Origin of the sequence: Cohnella herbarum, from assembly GCF_012849095.1 — a bacterium.
Lineage (GTDB): Bacteria > Bacillota > Bacilli > Paenibacillales > Paenibacillaceae > Cohnella > Cohnella herbarum.
Genome location: NZ_CP051680.1, coordinates 3,312,501 through 3,335,939 on the forward strand (window position 1 = coordinate 3,312,501; position 23,439 = coordinate 3,335,939).

The 23,439-nt window shown below is 51.1% G+C and carries 30 protein-coding genes; 2 read left to right on the top strand and 28 right to left on the bottom strand.

Annotation, left to right across the window (positions count from 1 at the left end):
* Nucleotides 1-191 precede the first annotated feature (191 nt).
* Nucleotides 192-1,070: a nucleotidyltransferase-like protein gene (locus HH215_RS14745; protein ID WP_169280588.1), complete on the bottom strand. Its 879-nt coding sequence runs from the start codon at nt 1,068-1,070 to the stop codon at nt 192-194.
* A gap of 212 nt (nt 1,071-1,282) precedes the next feature.
* On the opposite strand from HH215_RS14745, the gene HH215_RS14750 reads away from it, so the two are divergent.
* On the top strand, nt 1,283-1,672 hold the full coding sequence (locus HH215_RS14750) for a DUF2614 family zinc ribbon-containing protein (protein ID WP_169280589.1): 390 nt from the start codon (nt 1,283-1,285) through the stop codon (nt 1,670-1,672).
* Between the two features lie 130 nt (nt 1,673-1,802).
* On the opposite strand, the gene HH215_RS14755 is transcribed toward HH215_RS14750, so the two are convergent.
* From HH215_RS14755 to gatC, 7 genes are all read right to left on the bottom strand, one after another.
* Nucleotides 1,803-3,542: a glycosyl hydrolase family 18 protein gene (locus HH215_RS14755; protein ID WP_254450493.1), complete on the bottom strand. Its 1,740-nt coding sequence runs from the start codon at nt 3,540-3,542 to the stop codon at nt 1,803-1,805.
* Nucleotides 3,543-3,810: 268 nt separating this feature from the next.
* Complete coding sequence (locus HH215_RS14760) at nt 3,811-4,242, bottom strand: Fur family transcriptional regulator (RefSeq protein WP_169280590.1); 432 nt, start codon at nt 4,240-4,242, stop codon at nt 3,811-3,813.
* Nucleotides 4,243-4,365: 123 nt separating this feature from the next.
* A complete protein-coding gene (locus tag HH215_RS14765) occupies nt 4,366-5,061 on the bottom strand; it encodes a TM2 domain-containing protein (RefSeq protein WP_169280591.1) in 696 nt (231 codons plus the stop codon).
* A 144-nt stretch (nt 5,062-5,205) separates the two neighbouring features.
* Nucleotides 5,206-5,676 (bottom strand): GNAT family N-acetyltransferase, encoded by a 471-nt coding sequence (locus tag HH215_RS14770; RefSeq protein WP_169280592.1) that lies wholly within the window; start codon nt 5,674-5,676, stop codon nt 5,206-5,208.
* A 77-nt stretch (nt 5,677-5,753) separates the two neighbouring features.
* The gene (gatB, locus tag HH215_RS14775; protein ID WP_169280593.1) at nt 5,754-7,187 is read right to left on the bottom strand and encodes an Asp-tRNA(Asn)/Glu-tRNA(Gln) amidotransferase subunit GatB; all 1,434 of its coding nucleotides are present in this window, start codon (nt 7,185-7,187) and stop codon (nt 5,754-5,756) included.
* Between the two features lie 12 nt (nt 7,188-7,199).
* Nucleotides 7,200-8,660, bottom strand: a complete 1,461-nt coding sequence (gene gatA, locus HH215_RS14780; protein ID WP_169280594.1) for an Asp-tRNA(Asn)/Glu-tRNA(Gln) amidotransferase subunit GatA — start codon at nt 8,658-8,660, stop codon at nt 7,200-7,202.
* 19 nt (nt 8,661-8,679) lie between these two features.
* Entirely contained in the window at nt 8,680-8,967 is a 288-nt protein-coding gene (gatC, locus tag HH215_RS14785) for an Asp-tRNA(Asn)/Glu-tRNA(Gln) amidotransferase subunit GatC (protein WP_169280595.1), read from the bottom strand.
* A gap of 146 nt (nt 8,968-9,113) precedes the next feature.
* On the opposite strand from gatC, the gene HH215_RS14790 reads away from it, so the two are divergent.
* Nucleotides 9,114-10,214, top strand: a complete 1,101-nt coding sequence (locus tag HH215_RS14790; RefSeq protein ID WP_169280596.1) for an EAL domain-containing protein — start codon at nt 9,114-9,116, stop codon at nt 10,212-10,214.
* A gap of 75 nt (nt 10,215-10,289) precedes the next feature.
* On the opposite strand, the gene HH215_RS14795 is transcribed toward HH215_RS14790, so the two are convergent.
* The 20 genes from HH215_RS14795 to uptA form a co-directional block, all read right to left on the bottom strand.
* A complete protein-coding gene (locus HH215_RS14795) occupies nt 10,290-10,673 on the bottom strand; it encodes an ATPase (protein WP_169280597.1) in 384 nt (127 codons plus the stop codon).
* Between the two features lie 102 nt (nt 10,674-10,775).
* The gene (locus tag HH215_RS14800; protein ID WP_169280598.1) at nt 10,776-11,549 is read right to left on the bottom strand and encodes an ABC transporter permease; all 774 of its coding nucleotides are present in this window, start codon (nt 11,547-11,549) and stop codon (nt 10,776-10,778) included.
* On the bottom strand, nt 11,546-12,463 hold the full coding sequence (locus HH215_RS14805; RefSeq protein ID WP_169280599.1) for an ABC transporter ATP-binding protein: 918 nt from the start codon (nt 12,461-12,463) through the stop codon (nt 11,546-11,548). The genes HH215_RS14800 and HH215_RS14805 overlap by 4 nt, the downstream gene beginning before the upstream one ends.
* Nucleotides 12,464-12,465: 2 nt before the next feature.
* On the bottom strand, nt 12,466-12,660 hold the full coding sequence (locus HH215_RS14810; RefSeq protein WP_169280600.1) for a PLD nuclease N-terminal domain-containing protein: 195 nt from the start codon (nt 12,658-12,660) through the stop codon (nt 12,466-12,468).
* Nucleotides 12,653-12,910, bottom strand: a complete 258-nt coding sequence (locus HH215_RS14815; RefSeq protein ID WP_169280601.1) for a sigmaY antisigma factor component — start codon at nt 12,908-12,910, stop codon at nt 12,653-12,655. The genes HH215_RS14810 and HH215_RS14815 overlap by 8 nt, the downstream gene beginning before the upstream one ends.
* Nucleotides 12,903-13,241, bottom strand: coding sequence for a YxlC family protein (locus HH215_RS14820; RefSeq protein ID WP_169280602.1), 339 nt, complete (start codon nt 13,239-13,241; stop codon nt 12,903-12,905). Before HH215_RS14820 ends, HH215_RS14815 begins: the two co-directional genes overlap by 8 nt.
* On the bottom strand, nt 13,228-13,761 hold the full coding sequence (sigY, locus tag HH215_RS14825) for an RNA polymerase sigma factor SigY (protein ID WP_169280603.1): 534 nt from the start codon (nt 13,759-13,761) through the stop codon (nt 13,228-13,230). Before sigY ends, HH215_RS14820 begins: the two co-directional genes overlap by 14 nt.
* A gap of 133 nt (nt 13,762-13,894) precedes the next feature.
* Nucleotides 13,895-15,103, bottom strand: a complete 1,209-nt coding sequence (locus tag HH215_RS14830; RefSeq protein ID WP_169280604.1) for a M24 family metallopeptidase — start codon at nt 15,101-15,103, stop codon at nt 13,895-13,897.
* 132 nt (nt 15,104-15,235) lie between these two features.
* On the bottom strand, nt 15,236-15,718 hold the full coding sequence (locus HH215_RS14835) for a hypothetical protein (RefSeq protein ID WP_169280605.1): 483 nt from the start codon (nt 15,716-15,718) through the stop codon (nt 15,236-15,238).
* A 20-nt stretch (nt 15,719-15,738) separates the two neighbouring features.
* Nucleotides 15,739-16,170, bottom strand: coding sequence for a hypothetical protein (locus HH215_RS14840; protein ID WP_169280606.1), 432 nt, complete (start codon nt 16,168-16,170; stop codon nt 15,739-15,741).
* Nucleotides 16,167-16,313, bottom strand: a complete 147-nt coding sequence (locus HH215_RS14845) for a hypothetical protein (RefSeq protein WP_169280607.1) — start codon at nt 16,311-16,313, stop codon at nt 16,167-16,169. Before HH215_RS14845 ends, HH215_RS14840 begins: the two co-directional genes overlap by 4 nt.
* A 21-nt stretch (nt 16,314-16,334) precedes the next feature.
* Nucleotides 16,335-16,484, bottom strand: coding sequence for a hypothetical protein (locus tag HH215_RS14850; protein ID WP_169280608.1), 150 nt, complete (start codon nt 16,482-16,484; stop codon nt 16,335-16,337).
* A gap of 25 nt (nt 16,485-16,509) precedes the next feature.
* Entirely contained in the window at nt 16,510-17,403 is an 894-nt protein-coding gene (locus HH215_RS14855) for a hypothetical protein (RefSeq protein ID WP_169280609.1), read from the bottom strand.
* A 15-nt stretch (nt 17,404-17,418) separates the two neighbouring features.
* Nucleotides 17,419-18,354, bottom strand: coding sequence for a hypothetical protein (locus HH215_RS14860; RefSeq protein WP_169280610.1), 936 nt, complete (start codon nt 18,352-18,354; stop codon nt 17,419-17,421).
* On the bottom strand, nt 18,348-19,760 hold the full coding sequence (locus tag HH215_RS14865) for an ATPase, T2SS/T4P/T4SS family (RefSeq protein ID WP_169280611.1): 1,413 nt from the start codon (nt 19,758-19,760) through the stop codon (nt 18,348-18,350). Before HH215_RS14865 ends, HH215_RS14860 begins: the two co-directional genes overlap by 7 nt.
* Nucleotides 19,757-20,593 (bottom strand): CpaE/TadZ family protein, encoded by an 837-nt coding sequence (locus HH215_RS14870; protein WP_169280612.1) that lies wholly within the window; start codon nt 20,591-20,593, stop codon nt 19,757-19,759. The genes HH215_RS14865 and HH215_RS14870 overlap by 4 nt, the downstream gene beginning before the upstream one ends.
* Entirely contained in the window at nt 20,593-21,300 is a 708-nt protein-coding gene (locus tag HH215_RS14875) for an SAF domain-containing protein (RefSeq protein WP_169280613.1), read from the bottom strand. Before HH215_RS14875 ends, HH215_RS14870 begins: the two co-directional genes overlap by 1 nt.
* 179 nt (nt 21,301-21,479) lie before the next feature.
* On the bottom strand, nt 21,480-22,106 hold the full coding sequence (locus HH215_RS14880; protein WP_169280614.1) for an MBL fold metallo-hydrolase: 627 nt from the start codon (nt 22,104-22,106) through the stop codon (nt 21,480-21,482).
* A 12-nt stretch (nt 22,107-22,118) separates the two neighbouring features.
* Nucleotides 22,119-22,685, bottom strand: coding sequence for a thioredoxin family protein (locus HH215_RS14885; RefSeq protein ID WP_169280615.1), 567 nt, complete (start codon nt 22,683-22,685; stop codon nt 22,119-22,121).
* Nucleotides 22,686-22,725: 40 nt separating this feature from the next.
* Nucleotides 22,726-23,337: an undecaprenyl phosphate transporter UptA gene (gene uptA / locus HH215_RS14890; RefSeq protein ID WP_169280616.1), complete on the bottom strand. Its 612-nt coding sequence runs from the start codon at nt 23,335-23,337 to the stop codon at nt 22,726-22,728.
* Nucleotides 23,338-23,439: the final 102 nt, after the last annotated feature.

The window sequence follows — 23,439 nt, forward strand, 5'->3', positions numbered from 1 at the left end:
CCACCGCGCTAACGGCGACTTTTATAATATACCACAGTTCGTACTATCAATGCAAGCACTTTTTTTAATTTCTTTTTGCATCGTTTGTTTTCGCTGTGTCCGCATCCTATAGCATTTTCAGCGGCGAGATATAATTTATCACAGAAAGATGTGCCCAGTCAACCGTTTTTTCGACATTTTTTGAATTGATCTTATTTACTTAAAGAAGCCGTATATCTTAGCTCCAATAATCCGTTTAAACCGTACCGTGATGGCTTCGCAACTTCCCGAATACAACCGCGACTCACAAGCTTCTGCAGTAGAACGGATAGCTCCAACGACAACCCCGCAAGATCGGGATGCTGCAGCAGTTCGGACGGTGCCCACGACTCGCTTCGACTTTCGATAAGACGGATGAGCAACGAACAGGAAGACGCCATTTTGTTAAGCATGGAAAATTCGCAAGCCAGCAGCACGAGTTGCACTCTTTGTTCCAGCGTCTCTCCGCTTGTCGTTAATTCTTCGAATAGCTTATAGATCCCAGGATTAACTCTGCGCATTTGCTCCCACACTGTCAGTTCCGGATGCATCCCCTCTTCTACTAACGCAATGTGCGCCCAATAGTGCAGCGAAGCTAACACATTAGAATAGGCATCTAACACTTGGCCATCTCTTAGATCTTGTTTCGCTTGCAAATAGGAACGAACGAATTGCGAAAACTCGCTCAGCAGCTTCTGCTCGCGAATTAGCGGAGACCATTCCATCAATCGTTCGCGCAAGTTAGTCAGATAGTTATCGCGATCGATCAAGATCTCGCCCTGAACGAGCCAGTAGATAACGTTACGATTCGGACTGTTGACGATCCAGCGCTCCAGCTTATCCGGTGTTACCCTTCTTACTTGGATACGCGCGTCTCTCCAAATCCAATGTTCAGTTTCCTTGTCGTGATTAGATACGGTCGTTACGATTAAAGCCAATCGATCCATACCGTCGATAAGCGGTTGATACGAAAATGGATTCGCCACGAGCAGAAGACTGACCAATCCTTCTTCTTGGCCCAACCTTTCTAAATAGAAGGCCCTATTGTCCATTGTAGACACCTCATTCACATCCTTATCGGCGTTACAGACCTCGTTTGAACCTCATATGGTGGTCTGCGCACAAAATGTGAGCTATAATTAATTTTACGAGTATGGTCTAGTTCTACAACATAAGCCCTGTTTCCTGCTAACGTTCAGGATCGGAGCTAAAGGCGTGAAAAGAAACCTACCTATAACGTTTAATTAAGACGGGAGACTACAACATGAAATGGAAAGCCAGCAAAATATCAACATTGCGTACTTGGGCACTGTTGCTCGTATTCGTCGGCATGGGAGTTATGGTCTTCGGAACAAGCGGAATTCTCTTGTTCGGAGAAGTCGGAAAAATCATTGCCGCGATATTCATGGTTCTCGGGATAATCAGTTGCTTCATAAGCATGGGAATCTATTTCTGGGTCGGAATGTTATCCACTAGCGCGCCCGTCATCGACTGCCCGGAATGCGGTAAACGCACGAAAATGTTAGGTGCGACGGATCGATGCATGTATTGCCATACGATACTAACGGTCGATGCGGAGAAAGCAACCGAAGGAGCCGAGCACTTAACCAAATCCGGCAACGCTTCGGATGCCCCATTGCCCACTCAAACCTAACACACTAACGCAAAAGAACATAAGCTTAAACGTACCCCCGCCATCCCTCAGGACGGTGGGGGTACGTTTATACAACAAACCTCCGAGCACTGAAGCAAGCCAGCTCGGAGGTTTTCATTGATTAACGTGGTTATGGACGACTCTGCAGCGTCTTATCCAGCGCCGCCCAAACATCTTTAGACTCGAAGCCTCGTCTCCATGAAGCAATTCCAGCTAGCTCGTATTTTTTAGCTAGCTCGGCGCGAGCTTGTATGGAAGCGGCATTCTCAATCCAGATCTTCTTAGTGAGTTTTCCTTCTTTGAATTCAACGTAGCTTTGACCCGTTTCTTCGGAATACGCAGGCTTAAGCCCCTTCTCTTTAATCAGCTCCTGGACGGCATTCATGCTCATCGTTTTAGACGAAACCTTGTCGCCGTCTTTACCGTCAGGATCTTCCGTCCAAATTCTCGTATAAAAAGGAACGCCTAAAATCAGCTTGCCCGACGGCACTCCGTCCTCTTCCAAAATACGTTTAATCGCGCTCTCGACCCAAGGAAGCGAGGATACCGATCCCGCTACCGGGCTCGACGCCCAGTGTTCGTCATAAGCCATGATCATCATAAAGTCTACGATGGAGCCTAACCGTTCGCGATCCAAGAAGACCGACCACATCTCGCTATTGGATTTCGGGGTCACGTCTATAGATACGACTAGATTTTGTTCGTGCATGAGCGGGGTCATCTCTCTCATAAACTGCACTAAGTTATCCTTGTCTTTCGTATAAACGTTCTCGAAATCGATGTTGATCCCTTGTAACTTAAACGTCTTCGCATAAGCCAACATCTGCTGAATCATCGCAAACCGCGTTTCATAAGAAGCAAGCGCCTCATGCGTACGATCCGGTTCGAATCCGTTGCTGAAGAGCCCCCACACTTGAATGCCTTTTGCCTTGGCCCAAGCGGAATAGCCGGCATCCGCGTTGCTGCGAATATTCCCCTTGCCGTCCATTAACTCGAACCATGACGGGCTGACTACGTTAACTCCGGGAAGTTCTCCGATTTTGTCCGTATCCGGATTCGCGGAGTATACCGCCTCCCACGTCAGATTAATACGTTGGCCTACCCCTTTCCAAGCTACGAAAGGCTCTTCGGAAGCGACATCCGATGGAATGGTCTCCACGGCAAGCAAACTAACTCCGCCTTTGGTCACATATCCAATATGGCCGGATTGCGACTGAACTTTGTACCAGCCATCCTCTTCGCCCCATATCCGTAAATTCGCTCCCGCAAGCAAATCTTCTACGATCGCATAGGATTTATCCGGGCCTTCCCGAAGCTTGATTCCTTTGTCGGTCTTCTCCGGTACTCCGGCATGCTGAATGGCTTCACCGGATCTGAACAGGGATACGATACCGGTAGATTCCCCGATCTCCGTCTTCACGCCGAATAATTCCGTAAGCGGAGCAATCGGTAAATACAGAATACCGTCCACTTTTTTCGCGGCGAAACGCATCGAAAACGGTTTGCGATTTAACGTCGCGTCTAATTCGCCCGTCTTGAAATGCAACACTTTCGTCTCCGTCGTCAGCACGATCGTTTCCGTCTTTTCCTCGTAATGCACTCCGTCCCCTACTAACAGTTGGGCGGTCGATAGAGGAATTAACAACCCCTCTTTCTTTCCTTGCGCATAAGCATTCGTCCATTTTCCATCGACCATTACGGGAAAAGGGTTCGAAGTATATTCGGGCTTAATATAAGAGGTATTCGCCGAATGAGATGATTTCCACCACATGACGGCAACAGCCGCTACTACGAAGAGCAGCAAGAAGAACATCCATCCTCCGGATTTTTTGCGCGAACGTCGCGGTCCGGTCGTTAATTCGGTATTCAAATCCTTTCACTCTCCGTTTCTGCCGATCTTGGTGCATCGCTTGTCCTCTTACAGAAGAACGATCCTCCGGATCGAAAGGTTGCTAGGTTTCAATTGCCGGATCCCCGGCGAACAAGCATAAACGGCTTCCGCCGTCCTTTGGGATGGCAGAGGAACGTTTATGTCGGAGGTGATTCAGTATTGAATGTCATGAAACATATAAATTCTGAATCACTTAAAAAGCACGCTAAGGCGTTTCTCCCCAGCGTGCTCTATGATGAATCATAAGTTAAGAATGCATGCCTTTGCATGTCGGACAAAGCCCGTATATTTCCAGACGATGACCAAAAATGCTAAATCCCGTCGAAGCCTCCGCCGCCCGTTCCACTTCCTTAACCGGAGGGTGATCGAAATCGACTATCGTACCGCATTTCGTACAAGTCACGTGATAATGGTCCGACATATCCGCATCGAAACGACTGGAATCATCTCCGTAAGTCAGTTCGCGAACAAGTCCGGCCTCTACGAATACTTTCAGATTGTTATAAACCGTTGCAACGCTCAAGCTCGGATACTGAGGAGAGAGCGCCCGAAAGATATCGTCAGCCGTCGGATGCGTGAACGAATCCATGAGATAATGCAGTATGGCGTACCGTTGCGGAGTCATCCGGACACCGCCGGATTTGAGCTGGTCCACGGCATGCTCGACCTTGGAGTCCATGCTCTCACAGCCTTTCGTATAACGTCAGCGCGTAGAATAAATTGATTACCTATATTCTACGTTTCGTATCCGACGATTGTCAATGGAATATCCATCCCTACCGATCCGCACCGGAAAACGGAGCTAATTGCCTTTACGTTGATGACCGCGGGATTCCCAGAACCACAGCGCCACTCCGGCCGCTATTAGTACAACCGCGCCAAACATGGAGCCGGCGGAATTAAATAACCTGTGCGTCCAATCCGTTCCCGACATAAGCAGGAAAACGACTCCCGCTCCGGCTAGCAATACGACTCCGATGGGAGGCAAGCCGCGGCCTTCGGTAGGCGGTTGAGGAGAAGACGATGACATCTGAGGAGCCGACGGAACGAATCCGCTCCCTGCCCAACCGCCGCCAAAGCCGCCGAGGGTTCCCATAGAATCATTGCGTTCGTTCACGGCATCCGTGCTTTGGATCGCATCGAACAGATTATAGAAGTAAATGATTGGCATCAGTAAGCTAAGCAACACGATAGATAATACGTTGTCTATCTCCATAGAGGCGAACACGATGGCCGTAATATCGAGCGCGACAAGCAACATAAGAACGATGCCTTTTACCATCAACCCTAAATACATATGCCCGATTCCCGGAACTAGAAACGCTAACAATCCGGCGACCCACTTGCTTTTTTTACCTTTCCGCTGCTGACTGCTTACCGGATAACCATTAGGGCCGTAACCCGCCCATTGCTCCTGTTGCTGAACGCGTTCAGCGTCAGGACTTGGAGGCAGCGGTACCTCGTTCATATTTTGACTCCAATCCTCCGACTCCTTCATTCCAATACCTCCATCTCCAATATTCCGCCTACGCCGATAATATCATCGATTCATTTTCGTTATTGTAACATGCTGGAATTTGACCTTACAATGGTTTGCGGACGGGGGGTAAACCTAGGCTGAAGTCGGAGTTGACAAATCTATTTAATTCCCTCGGGGTTTACGAACCAGCCGAACCATTTCAATGCCCGGGATGGGTTTGAAGGTATCGTGGCGAGCAAAACCGAAACGTTCATATAACGCAATGGCCGGGAGATTCCGAATTTCCGCCGTTACGGAACAGGTCGCGGAATGCGGCAGCTCCCTTAATAAATGCTCCAATAACGCGCCCCCTATACCTCGACGCATATGTTCCGGATGTACCATGAGCCTGCAAATCGAATATTTGCCTAATCGATCTCGCTCGAACGAGACGGCGCCAAGCAGTTCCCCTTCGGCATCCATATAGCCAAGAAAAGTTTCTTCGCAAGCCTGCAACGTTTGAACCGTATCCTGAAGCGGCGGCAGATCCGAAACTCCTATCAATTGCGCCTCGATCCGATAGGCCGAATGTTGTAAAGCCCATACCTCTTCCGCGATATCTCGTCGCTTGATATTCACTGCGTTAATGGACATAACAGCCTCTCCTTTGACTCGATAAGTAACAAAACGACAAATCCGCAACTAAGCGAATTTGTCGTTTACTCTGTTATTTATGCGTTCAATCGTTCGATCAACATCTTGTTTACGAGACCCGGATTCGCTTTCCCCTTCGTTTCCTTCATGATTTGGCCGACAAGGAAACCTATGGCCTTCTCCTTGCCGTTGCGGAAATCTTCGACGGATTGCGGGTTAGCCGCGATAACGGCGTCAACGATCGACAAAATCGCACCTTCGTCGCTAATCTGCACGAGACCTTGCTCTTCGACGATTTGTTGCGGCGATTTCCCGGTTTCGATCATGCCTTTGAACACGGTTTTGGCAATTTTCGTGCTGATCGTACCTTTTTCGATTAATTGAATCATTTCGCCTAAGCCTTGTCCGGTAATCTTGACTTCGCCGAGTTCCAAGTTGTTGGCATTCAAATAGCCGAGCAAGTCTCCCATGATCCAGTTGGCGGATGCCTTTGCATCGCTAGTGTGCTTAAGGCTTTCCTCGAAGAAATCCGCAAGTTTCATCGAAGCGGTCAGAACGCCGGCATCGTACGACGATAGGCCGTACTCCTGCATATATCGCGCTTGCCTTGCGTCCGGAAGCTCCGGAATCGAAGCTTGCACGCGAGCTTTCCACTCCGCGTCGATATGCAGCCGAACAAGATCCGGATCCGGAAAATAACGATAGTCGTGCGCTTCTTCTTTACCTCGCATGCTGATCGTTTTACCTTGCGCTTCGTCCCAACGGCGCGTCTCTTGCACGACGGTGCCGCCACTATCGAGCACGTCCGCCTGACGAAGTTCCTCGTACTCCAAACCGCGCTGAACGCCGCGGAAGGAGTTCATGTTCTTCAATTCGGCACGGGTTCCGAATTTCTCTTGCCCATACGGACGGATACTAATATTCGCATCGCAACGAAGGCTTCCTTCCTCCATTTTCACGTCGGAAACGTCGCAATATTGCATGATCGCCCTTAACTTCTCCAAATAAGCTTTCGCTTCTTCCGGAGAACGGATGTCGGGCTCGGAGACGATCTCCACGAGCGGAGTGCCTACTCGGTTCAAATCGACCAAGGAGCCGAAGCCTCCGTCCATATGCGTAAGTTTGCCGGCGTCCTCTTCCAGATGAAGGCGAGTGATGCCGATCCGTTTCGTCTTGCCGTTCACCTCGATGTCGATCCAGCCATTCTGGCCGATCGGTTGATCGAATTGCGAAATTTGATACGCCTTGGGCGAATCGGGATAAAAATAGTTTTTACGGTCGAACTTACACCATTCCGCGATTTCGCAGTTGATCGCCATTGCGGCTTTCATCGCGTATTCTACCGCTTGACGGTTAAGAACAGGCAGTACTCCCGGATGGCCTAAGCATACCGGGCAAGTGTGAGTATTAGGCGGAGCGCCGAAAGAAGTCGAGCAACCGCAGAAAATTTTCGAATTCGTATGCAGTTCGACGTGAACTTCTAGACCGACGACCGTTTCATATTTGGACATGTTGTGCTCCTCCTAAGACAGTGCCGGACGCAGGTCATGAAACCCGGTTTGGCTTTCGAATGCGTGCGCGGCTTTCAGTACCGTCGATTCGTCGAACGGCTTGCCGATGATCTGTAAACCGACCGGCAATCCGTCCGCCGTTCCGCAAGGAATGCTGATCGCCGGTACACCCGCCAAGCTGACGGGAATCGTGCAAATATCGTTCAAATACATCGTAAGCGGATCCCCGACTTGTTCGCCCAGCTTGAAAGCCGGAGTAGGAGCCGTCGGTCCGATAATCAAGTCGAATTTCTCGAACGCTTGATCGAAATCTTGCTTGATCAACGTACGAACTTGCTGAGCCTTCTTATAATAAGCGTCATAATAACCCGAGCTTAACGCATAAGTACCTAACATGATCCTACGTTTCACTTCCGGTCCGAAGCCTTCGCTGCGGGAGCGACGGTACAGATCGATGAGATTAGCCGGATTGTCGGCCCGAACTCCGTACCGGACGCCGTCGAAACGGGCCAGATTGGAGGACGCTTCGGAAGAAGCCAGCAAATAATAGGTGGCGACGGCGTATTCGGTATGCGGCAGGGAAACTTCCTCCCAAACGGCGCCCATCGCTTCGAACACCTTCAATGCCTCCAGCACGCGTTCCTTCACTTGCGGATCGATGCCTTGACCTAGATATTCTTTAGGTACGCCGATTCGCAAGCCTTTAACATCCCCGGTCAATGCCGACAAATAATCGGGGATTTCCACGTTAGCCGAAGTGGTATCGCGTCCGTCATGACCCGCGATCGCTTGAAGTACGTAAGCGGAATCCTCTACGTTCTTCGTAATCGGGCCGATCTGATCGAGCGACGAAGCGAACGCGACTAGTCCGAACCGCGAAACGAGGCCATAAGTCGGTTTAAACCCGACTACGCCGCAATAAGCCGCAGGCTGGCGAATCGAGCCGCCCGTGTCGGAACCTAACGTGAAATACACTTGTCCGGCAGCGACGGCCGCCGCGGAACCGCCGCTGGAACCGCCGGGGACGCGTTCCAAATCCCATGGATTGCGAACAGGATGGTAAGCGGAGTTCTCATTGGAACCGCCCATCGCGAACTCGTCCATATTCAGCTTGCCGATCGTTACGGATTGCGCGGCGCGCAGTTTGGTGACAACCGCGGCATCGTAGATCGGATCGTGGTTGCCTAGGAACTTACTGCCGCAAGTCGTACGCAACCCTTCCGTTACGATGTTATCCTTGATTCCGGCAGGCACGCCGAATAATAGTCCGCGTTCTCCGCCAGCCGCGAGTTGAGCATCGAGTGACTGAGCCTCTTTACGCGCGCCCTCTTCATTTAAAGCAAGGAAAGCGCCAATCTTGTCGTCCGTATCGGAAATCCGTTTAATGGAATGCTCCACCAGTTCGGCAACGGATAATTGTTTATTTTGAAGACGATTATGTAGTTCCGCCAATCTCAAGTCGAAAACCGACATGCTAAGCTCCTCCTAATCTTTATTCCAGAACCGCAGGCACTTTGAATTGCCCATCCTCTTCCTCCGGCGCGTTGAGAAGTACTTTCTCGATCGGCCAAGAAGGTTTAACGACATCTTCCCTCATCACATTAGCGAGAGGCAGTACGTGACTGGTCGGCTCGATGCCGTCCGTATTTAATTGGTTCAGCTTCTCCGCGTATTTCAATATGGCGTTCAATTGTCCCGCGAATTGTTCCTTCTCCGCATCGGACAGCTCCAGACGCGCCAAATTGGCAACATGTTCGACTTCTTTGATCGTGATGCTCATGCTTGTATAACCCTCCTTATTTCCGCATATCCGCTCATTCTTTTCATTATATCGGACAAACTAAGGGAACTCAATGACGGGAAAATGCTTTACGACTCCGTAAAACGGGTAAAATAATACAAACGTTTCCGCGGCAAAGGAGGACTATGATGCCCCATTACAATCGAAAGATATTGTCCACGCCCTTGAGAGATGCCGGACTCGTAGAATTCGCAGCGGACGATCTTGGTTTCCGAAACATCATAAACGACGCGATCGCCGAATGCGCTCAGCTTGAAGAAAATAAGCTTGCTATGCGTTACGACAATCATCGCCAACTTCTTCAACTGCTAAGCAAGCTGCAGAGAAACGTCCCCACCGAAGATGCCCGAGCTATTCAATGTCGGATTTCTTACGGGGAGCATGACGAAAAACCGGCAATTGAGCATAAAGATAAAGGCAATGTCATGCACTCCCCAGAGGACGGTTGGATCGCGCTTTCCGGTCTATTCGGCGAGGTTAGCGGGCGAAGCGTGTCCGAATATATTCTGCATCGCTTGTTCACCACGTATTTACAGCCGATCGTACAGCCAAGCGGTCGTATAGTCGGATATGAGTTCTTGATGCGGCCCTTGCCGGAACAGATGCCCTTTCGTCCGGCAGAACTATTCCGGGAAGCAAGTAAAATCGGTCAGCACTCCTTCCTGGATCGAGCGGCCAGACATTCGGCCATACAATTGGGCGCATCGCACCTTCCAAGAGGGATTAAACGTTTCGTTAATTTCCTCCCATCTTCCCTGCACGATCCGGAACAGTGCCTGAATTGCACGTTTCAAGCGATGGAGGATGCGGAAACCGACCCGAGCGACTATGTATTCGAGGTCATGGAGACGGAACCGCTCGACGATCCTCGTCTGCAGCAAGTATTCGACATTTATCGGAATAGAGGAGTAAGACTCGCGTTAGACGACGTTGGCCAGGGTTTCGCGACATTGGATGCGGTAGAACGATTGCAGCCCGACTACGTGAAAATGGATCGCAAATGGGTCAGCCGATGCGACGGGGATACCGATAAACAGCGATATATCGAAGGTTTATTGGAACGGGTATCCCGCTTCAACGGCGTCGTGCTCGCCGAAGGCGTCGAACGCGCAGAAGAATGGAATTATTTACGAGGAGCCGGCGTGCCATTATTTCAAGGATATCTCTTCGGACGCGCTTCTCCCGTTCCCGGCGATGCAACGGCCAATCTTATCATGACCAAATGACCATATGACCATATGAACTAACGAAAAAGCACCCGAGAATCTCTCGTTAGAACGAGAACCTCGGGTGCGTTTCTATTAGATCCAAGCCTTCAGATTGACTTGCCGGATAAACTCCTCGCGGCTAAGCACTTCCTTGCTGGCCTCTTCGACGGGTTGCTCCTCTTCCTTGCCGCCGTTCATGATTCGCTTAAACAGCTCCTCATTGCGGGTGACTAAGGCGAAATCGATAAGCGCCTCCCTCTCGATGCGGTCGACCTCAAGCTCTAGTAATGTCTCTTCCAGCTCGATATCTTCGCCTGGCACGTAAAACTGTCTATTTGCTTTCGGTACACGAATAATATAATCGAACGCGCTATCGTTATTTCGGTCATAGGCGATGACGTACCCATATTCGCCCAAAGGCAAATTTTGCTCAAACCGGTCATCCACGATGACGATTTTCTCCCCCAGCTTCAGCATACCGATTCTCCCCTTCCTATGCTTCCGGTAATACTACTATCCTACTAGAAAAGCATTACCTTATGCAAATGGAGTCGTATTTAGGCTGACTAAGAGAGTGATTTATCCTTTCTTCCTTATTCCCGCCCCTTTGGCCGCAACCCATAGCAACGCCGGAATACAGATCCCCGTAACGATCGCGGCGCCCAACCAACTGGGCGAAATTCCGGTCGTCAATCTGGACATCGCCGCGGCGTCGAGACCGGATGGCAGCCAGGAGAGCTCATTTTCGAATAGACCGCGCACAAGTTGCAGTGCGATCGCGCCTGCGAAGGCAACGAATGCGGCCGCGGCGGGAGAACGGAGCAAGGCGCTGCTCGCGATCGTGATCGTACCGATGAACACAAGCCAGATATAATATAAAAACGCGGAAAAAAGGACGTCGCCCGAAATCGGTATGCCGATTAATAGATTCGTGTAATACCATGCTCCGCCAAACCCTAAACCAAACGAAAACGCGATAATCAGGCATAACATGACCCATTTGGATGTCACGTAGGCAAGCGGGGAAACCGGCTTGACGAGTATCCAATCGGCCGTGCCGTTACGCTTCTCTCCGGCTATCGTTCCCATGAACGCCAGACATACGGCCAGCAACCCCATTGTACCGAACTGGCTTAACGTTTGCGCCATTACCTCGCCGGGAGTAGGAACCGGAATCTGAATAACCGTGCCTTCGGGCAGATTACCGGCCGAGGCAAGGATATCGGGCATGAACTTTGCCGTAAGCGGTTGGATGATACCGAGCAATAGAAATACCGCCGGCAACCAAATTAATTTAGCCGATCTGACGGCTTCTCGCCATTCTTTATGAAGCAATATCCCGAAACCGCTCATATCTGCACCGCCTCGACGAACCATTGCTCGAGCGATTTGCGGCTGACCTCGAAGGTTAGCAGCTTCACTCCTTCATCAAGAGCGCTTCGAAGCACCCGATCTCTTACGGAATCCATTTCGTTGGTGTGGATGCGACATTGGCATTTCCCGCCTTCCGCTTCAACTTTCAACACGCCCGGAATTCGTTCTAATCTCCCGATCCAGTCGTTCGCTCCTCTTCCTTCCTCGACGACGATATTCAAGTAGGGATTGCCTGCGGATAAGCGCAAATGTTCCATCTCCCCCTGCAACATGACGCTGCCTCTATTCATTAAGATCAGCTCATCGCATACTTGCTCCGCATCGTGAAGCACGTGGGTGGAGAGTACGATCGTCATCTCCCGCTTCCAATAGTGCAACATCGTCAGCACGTCGCGTCTTCCGATCGGATCCAATGCGGATACGGGCTCATCCAACAGCAGCAAGCGGGGACGATGAACGACAGCTTGGGCCAAACCCAGCCGCTGCTTCATTCCCCCGGAGTATCCGGAAACCCGACGATGGGCCGCTTCTTTCAAACCCGCGGTTTCCAGCAATTGTTTGCCGCGCTCCGTTGCTTCCTTGGAAGATAAACCGCATAACCGGCCAGCGGTAACCATCGTCTCGAGTCCGGTCATCCAACCGAAAAAAGCCGGCTGTTGCGGGAGAAAACCCATCCAACGGCGCCTGTCCTCGTTAAGTTCCTTATTCATTGAGAGCGTGCCGGATGTCGGATCCAATAATCCCGCCATAATGGATAACGTCGTCGTTTTCCCGGCCCCGTTAGGTCCTAGCAAGGCTATGCAACGATTATCTCCGATGACGAAGTCGGCTTGACGAAGCGCTTCGGTATTTCCGTATCTGCGGGATAAGCCTTCTGCTTTTAGTAGATACATGCTCAGTTCTCCTTCCTCCCAAACGCGAAAAACAATATCGGTCCTATGATGTTAACGAAGATGATTACGAGAACCCATACCCATTTCTTTCCCCGAACGGAACTCGCCCGATATAAATAGGTCAACGCCGTCGCCATCAAAATAAGCTGAATGAGGAACACGGGAAGCAACAGCATAATCAAATCGGATTTATCCATCGTTCATCCCTCCATCTTCTCGTTCGGCACTTTCTGCGGCTATCAGTCCGCGTTTACGGTTTCTCCGCCATTGCAACAGCAAATATACGAGCGTAGGACAAGGAAATTGCGTTAATCCCCATAGTCCCCAGAACCACGCTCTTCCCCCCCGGCTTCGGGCATGCAAGAACAGCACCGTGCTTTGCGACAGCAGTAGAAGACCGATGCAAGTCCACAGCCACCAACTTACTTGCGCGGATGCTTCATTCATACGTCGATGCCCCCTTGCGCCATGAAGATTTGAATTCGTTAATCGCCAGAGGGATACCTACGATTACGGATACTCCTTGCAGCAACCAGAACCATACCGACATTCCCGAGCCGAGGAAAATAAAGCCCGAAACGAACGGCACGGCTACCAACCAGAAAAAAAGTAAATCTCGCCATAGGCGACGCTTGCTTACCCGGCGTTGTCTCCGGACTAACGATTCCCATACGTCCAACGATTCCGGAGTCGCGGGATACGTTCGGTCTAGCTTTTCCCAATCCCGTTGCAATTCCGAAATGAGTTCATTGTCTTGATTCTGATCAGTAGGCTTCATCCTTGTCTCGCTCCTCTCTGACTTTTCGAATGACGTAATGAATTCTCGATTTGACCGTACCCGGCGGGAGGGACATCATCTGTCCGATTTCTTCGTAGGTATATCCGTAATAGTGCTTGAGGACAAGCGGGATTCGGTCTTCATTCGCAAGATTCTCCAAGCTTGATAGCAACTCGGTCCATTCCGCGCCTCGAGATTCCGTCTCCCATTGCAAAGCGGAAATATTGGAATGTTGCATTAAGCTTTCCCGTTCTCTTTTGCGTTTACGAAGATAATCGAGATACAATCGCGTGCCGATCGTAATAAGCCACGACGAGAACTTGGAGCTGCCATCGTATCTATCGATCTTCTCGATCGCACGAATCATCGTCTCTTGGGTAATATCCTCCGCTATCGAACGATTCATCGTCGCTTTGAGCAAATAATGGAACACGATCCCGTAGTGTTCTCGGAGCAACGAAGCCAGCTCGTCAGGCCGGATTCGTCCGGTGCGTGAATGGCTAGGGATAGATTGCGGCATGCGGTTTGACTTCCACCTCCTTAAGGAATTCGTGTTGGCTCTCTAAGAATGCAATTAATACGTTTCCCAAACGCGAATCGTTCAAGCCGACAAAAAAATAACGATAACCCTATTCCGGTTATCGTTATTGCGCTCAAGGCAAAACATAAATTTTGTCCGGAGACACCGTTAGCTCCTTGCATCCGGTGTCCGTAATGAGGTACGTATTCTCCACGCCGACGACGCCTCGACCCGGAAACGTGAACTTAGGTTCGACCGCGATCGTCATTCCCGGTTCCAGCGGGGTCCGGAAACCTCGCGCAAGCACCGGCCACTCGTCGATCTCGAGTCCGATCCCATGCCCGAGGAATTTAACTTGATCACGGCCATACCCCATAAAATGCTGCGACAATCCTGCGGCTTTCGCCATCTCTACGGCTTGGGAATAAATATCTTCCGGGATCGCGCCCGGCCGGAGCGACCGTTCGCTGACCCTCATGATCTCGGCGGCGGTATCGTATGCGGCGAGCAGATCAGGATCAAGCTCGCCAATAACAACCGTTCGCGTCTGGTCGATCACGTAACCATCGACGCAACAACCGATATCGATCAGTATCGGTTCATTGCGGCCGATCGGGCGAAGACTGACGCTCTTCGGCGCAGCCGGAGATAGTCCCCTTCCCCCTGCGGGACCGTCGAAATACGAAGGTTCCGCCGCAGCTTCTCCCGCCGCGACGATACCGGTCATAATCTCTTGATTGTAGTTTCTCATCCTCATCAATCCGATATGCCCGTTTCTTCGGATAGAATATTCGATAACGGCCATGAGATCGAGCTCCGTCATCCCTTCGCTTAAACTTGCTAAGCCCGCCTCAAGAGCGGACGCAACGACCTCGGCCGCGTGAGTAATCCGACCGATCTCGTAAGATGATTTAACGCTCCGATCGTTCCTCAGAATTGCGGAAGCATCGGTCAATCGTACCTGCGGAATCGTATCGGCAAGCCGAAGATACAATTGGGCAGGCATCACGTCCAGATCCGCTCCTACAAGTGGTAGCTCGTCCGATGTTGCCCCTAAAGCAGGGTAATCTGCTTCTAGCTGCTTGCCGAAAGAACGAAACGAGCCAAGCTCGACGGTTCGAACATGCGATTCGTTAAGCGCTCTTTCCAAGCTTCTTCGGACATAATAAGTAGGCTCGCCCTTCACAGGCATATACAGATAACCGGTTTGCATCGAACCGGTATAATAGTAGATCCCAACGTTCTGCGTGACCAAACAGCCTTCCAGACCGTTTTCGGTTAATTTTTGTTGCAGCCTGAGCTTCCGTAACAACCACTCGTCTTGCGGCGGGTTAACATGCATTCCAATGACGCCCCTTCGAATTGTTCCAATTGACTATAATTAGAACAAAGTTGCGACAGGACGTCAACAGACCGCATTTCACCCAACGGTTCAACAAGAACCCCAACAACGCCGAGAATTTAGAACTAACCCTCAAAACACCAGTTCCGCCGAACCTTTCAAATCCCATTCCACGGGAGCAAGCACGCCGAACAGACGTGGATATTTCACGTGTACGATCAATACGATCCCAGGACGATCCAGCGTCACTTCATAATCGAATAGGGAATTGCGGTACGTATAAGGAAAACCGGCATCCTCGTTTATGATCTCGAACACAAGCACCTCCACCGCCTCTCTGAGGAAACTGCCAGGCAACGGTTGAAGCTCGGCATCCAGTGATAGATTCTCGCGCAAATAAGTTAGGGTCGCTTCTTCGGCAAGCTCGGCCTGAATCGAAATCACGCCCATCTCCAGCTTGTCCCGGTCCATTTGCTGTGCGGCGGCATGCGCGGCTCGGTCGACTGCCCGCTTGGCGTCATGTACCGTGCCCATCGCGATCTCTTCATCCATCTGCAACGCATGCAGCATCCACCAAACGACGATCATAAGCACGCTGAACAATAACTTAGCCATATGTCGGTGTCTACTCCTTACTATTGGCTAGGGACATACTCGCTCATCTTCATTCCTCCGCCGGCGATCCGGGCGTCCGCGGAAGGCGGGGCTAAACCGATCAGACGATCGATATTGAGCAAATTATCGTACGGATAAGTGATCCGCAGCCGAATTCCCGTCCCCCTTAGTAAAGGAGAGGCCGCGTTATCCGCCGGTGCTCCCGTGGTGGAGATCACTTCATATTGAAGCGAGGCCGCGGAAAACCCATATTCCGATAACCGATTCCGCGACTCCTCAACCATTCTGCCGTCAATATAACCGTATCTTCCGCTTGCGCCGATTTCCAGCATATAGTCCGCTTCTTGTTGAAGCAGCGCTTGCCGAATGACTAGCACGTGTTTGTAGATCGGAGAGAACATCAGCCAGCAAAACAATGAAGCGAACATTACGAACACGAGCAGTTGCTTCACGGGCTAATCCGCGAAATATGATCCGCCATCCGTCCTCCGGAAGTCTCTATCTGCTCCCTAGTCCCTCCGTCTCCTTGCGCGATCGAGGAATAGAGTAACGCTACCGTAACGATAAGCAACATCGTCATTAATAATTGTCGCATCCTAATCCTCCTCCCCTTCTCTTATGGCTCCATGTTTCCGAGCGTCGTATTAGCCGTGGTGCCGTGCGTCTCGATACGCGCTCGCGTTCCCGTATTATCCTGGGCCACGATTGAATTGAACATCAGCGCAACGACGATCAGCATCATTACCGTAATTAGAATGTTTCTCATCCAAACACCTCCCTTCTATAGGTAACTAAGGATTTAGGGCGTCGAAGAGCTTAGCCGCTTCTTGAACCCATGGATACAGAAAAATTTGAAACGTATACAAAATCGGAATCCCGGCCAACACGAACAAAAGGTAGGAAGTCGTCTCTTTCCGGCTGTCCTTCGCGAGCTCGATTTGCGCTTTATAATCGCGAACGATTTCCCGCAGCATATCGTAGATTTCTTCGCTTTCGTTAAGCCTAAGAGATCTCATGCTTTCGGCAAACCCATAGGCTTCATCGGTTCCCAGCCTTTCCTTGAACCGTTTCAACGCCGAATCCGCATCATGGTACCATTCGTTCAGCAACAGCCCCATTTCGCCCCGGATATGCCGGGTCAGAACGAGGCATTTCATCAGTTTCCCATGAAGATGAAGCCTCGACCCCGTATAGTAAAGCAACTGGCTGCTCACCGCGACGATCTCCCGCCTAATCCGGTCTATTCTGTAGCGGCGTAGGGATTGAAGCCACATCCGATCGGAAACGATCAATCCGACGACAAGCAAGAGCGCAAAAAAGATATTCCAGCTTAATACGACGGATATTACGCCCTTCTCTTGCATGACGTACACGATTCCTCCGAAAAGCGGAAGCGTGAACAACAAGCAGCGGCGGTAGGCCAGGTATGCTTCGGGAGGATAACGAATGCCGCATCCCGCAAGCAGCATCCGCCTTTCTTGCAAGGCTACGCTATCCTTATCAGCTCCCCATATTTTCAACCACCACCTCGGAGTGTCCCGGGTATGCCAACCTCGCATATGAATTCGCCAGCGATTACGGGGAGCGAACGAGAGTCTCAAGATCAAGAAAATGCCGGCGAAAATGAGTACGAATTGGACAAAGCCGCCTATCCCGATAATGAGCGATTGCATGTAATCCGTCATAGTCGCCCCCCTCTCCTATATTTCTCTGCGAGATAGATAGAGTCCCATCATCAGCGACCCGAACAGCAGAACAACGGCATTCAGCAGCATCCCCCTACCTCCCGAATCCAAGATGTAATACTGGTAACTTCCTTCCGGGTTCAAACGAAAGTTAACTCCTACGAACAGTGCCAGGAACATAATAGGAGCAAAGTTAGCCAACCGAATCTCCAACAGTCGATGGCGTTCCACCTGATTGGCTAATTGGGCTTTGCGCATATCGGATATCAACTCCTTCAGATTATCCGAAACGTTGTTCCCTTCCTCCAGCGCCACCTTAAGAATGCTGCCGAAATAATCGGACCACATGCTGCCGAAAGACAATGAAAACCGGCGTAAGCTTCCCTCGTCATCTCCTTTCACCGATAAATTCCGATATAGCTGTTCGAATACCGCTTGAACTTCTCCGGGGAGGCGACGCTCTTCTACCGTTTTCTGCAAAGCAATCCGAATATGTCTGCATCCGGTAATGAGATAGCTCTGGTAGAACATTTCCACGGCGGGAAGAAACTCCAGTCTGGTCGCCATTTGTCTATTGATTAAGGACATCCTAAGCAACAGATAAGGCAGACATCCTAAGACGCAGATAAGAATCACGACCGATCGGAACGATTGAAAAACGAGAATACCCGCAGCAATTCCAAGTGACCCCATCGCCAGCGAGCAGATAACGAAGCCTTGCGGCTTCATCCGCCATCCCAACGCCAACATCAGATCCGAGATATGCCGGTGCGGTTTGCTCAGCCTCGTCCATTGGTGCGACAGATCCGCGCTCCATCGATTGGAATGACTCGCTTTTAATCTTTTTTTGCGGGATTGACCATCCCACCAAGCCAAAATTCCGAATCGGAAACTCACGTACAGCAGGAGAAACAGCACCCCGATGAGTGAAATGATCGCTATCTTCAACATAAGGCCGTTCCCCCGGATGATAGTTTCTCTATCGCTCGCAAACCTACCGGCTCCATCCTGGATATCTTCTGTAGAGCCTTCGTCGAGAACGACTCCGGAAATGTCCATTGTCCGGTAGTTTCTTCGTATCGGACCAGATCCCTGATTCGGACCGCCCCGTCAAGCCATTCGAATTCCCCTACCCGCACCAGCTTTCGTACCCCGTCGATCATGCGCATCTCGAATCCGATATGCGTCACATGCTCCGTAATGCGCCTAATCATCGAGACGGGATTCATCCCTCTGCCGTCAAGCATGCACATGTCGGTAATCGTATCCGGCACGTCTTCCAAACCGTTGGCATGAACAGACGTGATGCTCCCTTCATGTCCGCGCGTACAAGCACGCACGTAGATATTGGCGTCCTCGTCCCTGATCTCCGCATGGCATATTCGTTGCGGGGATTGTCGTAAGGCCAGCTTAAACGCTTGACGCGGACCATGGAGAGGATCGTCCTCGTCGGACTCGTATTCCACGACGTTCTTATCCGGGAAGTCTCTTGCCAACATCAGCTCGTACCGACTCTCGATCGTCACGATTCTTTCTTCATCGGGCATTTCGGAGATCAACGCCTTAATCAGGTGGGTCTTACCCGTATTCGTCGCCCCGATCACGACCATATTCAATCGGCTACGCACGATAACGAGCAACAGCTCGCGGACGCGTTCATCCATCGTTCGATACTCCGGTTTGCATAACGTCTCCAGATTAAACCGTTTCACCGTATACAACCGGATGGTCAACGTTGGCTGCGCGGTAAACCCGAATCCCGTCAAAGTAACGCGAGAGCCATCTAACAGAAGCACTTCCGCCCAACGCTTGCGGGGGTTGATCCTATCGTTATTGAACAGCACCAGGTTCTGCTGAATTCTCTCCACATGGCTCAGTTCCTGAAAGCGATAGGGAGAAGCCGTTGCTTTGCCGTCCCGCACTTCGAAGATCCGGGTACCGACGACTTGCACTTCCTCCAGCCCCTCCCGGTTTCGCAACACAAGCTCCAGCACGTTCATCCCGATGACTTCCGCGAATAGCGCTTCCGCCAAGGTCGCATAGGGCAAGCTGCCGAAGGCTACGTGCTGCAGCCGCTTGCGGATAATCCAATCGGAAATAATCGCAAGCATCTCGGTGCGTTCCTGAGGAAACCCGATTACCGCCCGGTTCAACTTCTCGGCATATCGCCGACGCTCCTCCTCGCTCCAACCTCTCGGAGTCGCGAGCATATGGCGCACTTCCTCCGTATAAGCTCTAAGGCTAGACAAACCGTCCGGCTTATCCCCGTTAGCTACGACCGATTTGTTGGATACGGTTTGCAGATTAGCCGCATACGCGGTAGAGGAAAACCGCTTCGCGGCGTTATCGGCGCTCACTTGCCCCTCCGTCTGTGAACCATCAGCCTTCGCAGCCAAGGACGATCCGTCTTCTGCAGTCTCTGCGCCCAGTTCAACCGGTTGAGAAGCGGATTCGCTACCGCGTCGAAAGCAGCCGCATTCCTTTCTTCCGCCGCCAGCCATTCGTCCAATCTGCCGCTATCCAATTGCAAATGAACGCTTTCCAGCAGCTTCAACTCCGTAAATTCGGTACACCCGGTTTCTTTGCGAATTTCCTTCATCCCAAATCCCCCCGTCTTCCGATGGTTATTGTGCAGCAATACGAGCTGGAATTGATCCGGCATCATCCCGAATTGCGAGCCTACCTGACCGGTCCAACGATGAATATCTTCTTGAAAATGGCTTAGGCTGTCCGTCGTGACCAGAAATCGGTCATCCGCTTCTCTCATCGCGCATACGGTCGCGGCATTGTCCCAATAAGCGCTCACGTCCGCGATCGTCAGATCGAATGCTTCCCTGGAGGCCGCAAGCAATCGCTGCATATCAGCGGGTTCGTAATACTCCGCCTGCTCCCTCACCATATTGCCGAACAAGACGTGCAATCCCCCGAGTTTGGGTGAACGGAAGGCATATTGCCTGAGCTTGTCTCCGGTAAGAGTACCCGCTCTTAATTCGGGCCTTACCCCGTCTAACGTAACGTCCGGCTTGTCTACTCCGAGATACAAGTGGGTTTTGGCGCTTTTCAAATTCAGACATAAGTACCCTACCTTGCGCCCGGTTAGCGCCGCGATGCGGTAAGCCGTTCCGAATGCCGTCAGAGATGTGCCGATATTCGGCGTCGAGCCTGCAAAAGCCGCCAATCGTCCCGACATTACTGTTCATCCTCCTTTATTGACGAAGCCTGGAAAGCGATGATCAGCTTAGCGGTTCCGCCTTTGCAAGCCGTATCCATCGCTAACCATTGCTCTTCGGTCAAGTTCAAGTTGATTGCATCGATCGTCCCGTTGGCGTCCCGCCTCGAGGTGTACATTCCTTCCTTGTCATCGTTGGCCATGGAAAGTAAATTGGGGTTTTTCGGATTGTCGATCTCTAGATTCGCCGCGGTCTTCACTCCGGCAACTCGGATCGCGTCCGGATATAGCTTGCGCGATGCCGTCGTCTCGTCCGACAAATAAACGACGACCTCATCCCCGGCGCGTATTCCGTTGGAAACCGATTTGACGTATTCCCTCGGGATCTGGAAGGTAGATTGCCCGGCGCTCGGCAGCAAGCGATACTTGTCTACCTTCCAACGCAGCAAAGGCTCGTTGCCGCCTAGAGGCATGGAAGTTTCCATTCCGACCGCTTCCGACGCGTCGGTAATCATCTCCGAGGATACGGCCGAACGCGGCAACGAAACGATCGTTAAATGCTCCGGTTCCAGCTTCGTCCCCGTCGCGATGAATCGCTTCGGAACGACGACCTCCGCAGTCTCTTCCAATTGAATCTGCTTGAGTTGAACCAGGTACACGCCATATACAAGCAGTCCCGACAAGACCGCCGCCGATAAACTAATCGCAAGCTGTCTACGCCTGTTCATCCGATCACCCTCTTCTCCGAAAAATAAAAAAAGAACGCAAGCGTAGAAGGAATTTTCCTTCATCGCCTGCGTTCTTCGCAGCGAACAAGTAGCCTATAGGGGCTTGACAAGGCTCACTATATCAAAAGCCCGAACACCTGTAAAGCCTTTTTTTTGCAATTAACGACAACTGTTGCCTATTATCTAACGAAAGGATTCTCGCGCCGCTCGTCGCCGATGGTCGTTTCCTGCCCATGTCCGGGCAGAACTAGCGTATCCTCGGGCAATACGTAAAGCTTCTCCCGTATCGAACGATACAACTGCTCTTGGTTGCCTCCCGGCAAATCCGTGCGTCCGATCGAGCGGTGAAATAACGCGTCTCCGGCGAAAACAAGATCGCCGACCAGGAAGCTCACGCTGCCCGGGGAATGCCCAGGCGTATGCTTCACGTGAAAGGTTTCTCCGATCAACTCAAGCTTCAGTCCGTCGGTCAGCAGTTGTTCCGGCAATTCGGTCATGATCGGCGGAGTAACTTCCGCCCAACGCGTCGAGCCGTTTTTCCCCGCGTCGGTCAGCCAGTCTTTCTCGGCCGAATGAATATAGACAGGGCAGCTATATCTTTTGCGCAATGCGTCCACGCCGCCGATATGGTCGAAATGGGCATGCGTCAGTAAAATCGCTTCTACCTTCAATCCGTCGAGCTTGCGGATCAAAGCCCCGTCCGCCGTTCCCGGATCAATGACCACGGCACGCGTGCGCTCCGAGTTAACGACGACGTAAGCATTCGTCTGCAAGGCTCCTAACGAGTAACGTTGAAATGTCAGCATCGGTTATCGACCTCAAACCCCGGACAATATTTCGCGAATTTCCTGCAAAATAATCGTCTGATAGCCGGTATCCTCTCCGTAGCGACGTCCCATTTCCTGTCTTGCTACCGCGATTTTTTCTTGATAGTCCGCAGCTTCCCGATCGGGATTAGCCGCTTTGAATTCGTTCATGACTTCCTGTACGTATTTCGGACGAGCGCCCCACTTCCCTAGAAGATGTCCGCCCGTATCCGTGAACAGCACGACAGGTATCGCGCGTCCGCCCATTGTCAGATGCTGATCCATCAGGTCCAGGTGCTCTTCCATGATCAATACTTCCGTCGGAATTCCGGCTTTCTCCATCGCTTGGAACACGACGGGCACGTTGCGGACGACATCTCCGCACCAATCGGCGGCAATAATCAGGCAACGCAGATCGTCGCGATTGTTCAAGGATTCGTAGAACTCTTCCAACTCGGCATCGTTCCATTGAAACTGATTAAACCAGGATTGGAATGTGTCTTGATTCTTGCTCATCGCTTCTACGAATTGACTTGGCGTAAGCCCTTTATGTAATTTGCTCGCGATCAATTGACTCATGCGGAATAATCCCCTCTCAGGTTTGAAAGTATGATTTATTTTAAATCGTTTTGCCTCTTCTACGCAAATATTGATACACGAAAAACACGACTAACAGTGCAAGCGCGATCAGAATAACAGGTTGAACATAAGGAGCCGCTTTTTCGTCGATTTTCTCCCAATTCTCGCCCAGAGACGAGCCTAACCATACGAACAAGATGGACCAAGGAATGGATGCCAACGTCGTAAGCCAAGTAAATTGCCACAGATTCATCCTCGCCATCCCAGCCGGGATGGACACTACTTGACGCATGACGGGCACGAACCGCCCCGTGAATACGATCATCGGGCCGTACTTCTCAAACCATTTTTCCGCGATATCGATATGCTTGGACTTCAGGTGTAAATATTTGCCGAACTTGTCGACGAACGGTCTGCCTCCGTAACGGCCGATCGCGTAAAGCAGCCATTGTTGCAAAATTGCTCCGATAACTCCGCAAATGACGGCAACCGGAAAGGAGATCACGTCTTGAAACACAAGATATCCCGCGTAGCCTAATACGATTTCGCTAGGAATGACTTCAATCGCAAGTCCGATAATAATGCCCCAATAACCTAAACTCTCGATCCAAATCAATAACTGGGCCAACCAATCATGCAACGTATCCATCATGGCACAAAACCTGCTTTCTTTCCCTTAATTACCGTCTCTATTCTAGCATACGGCAACGGTCTCCTTCCAGTTATACGAACCTCTGACAAAATCGTTGCAGGC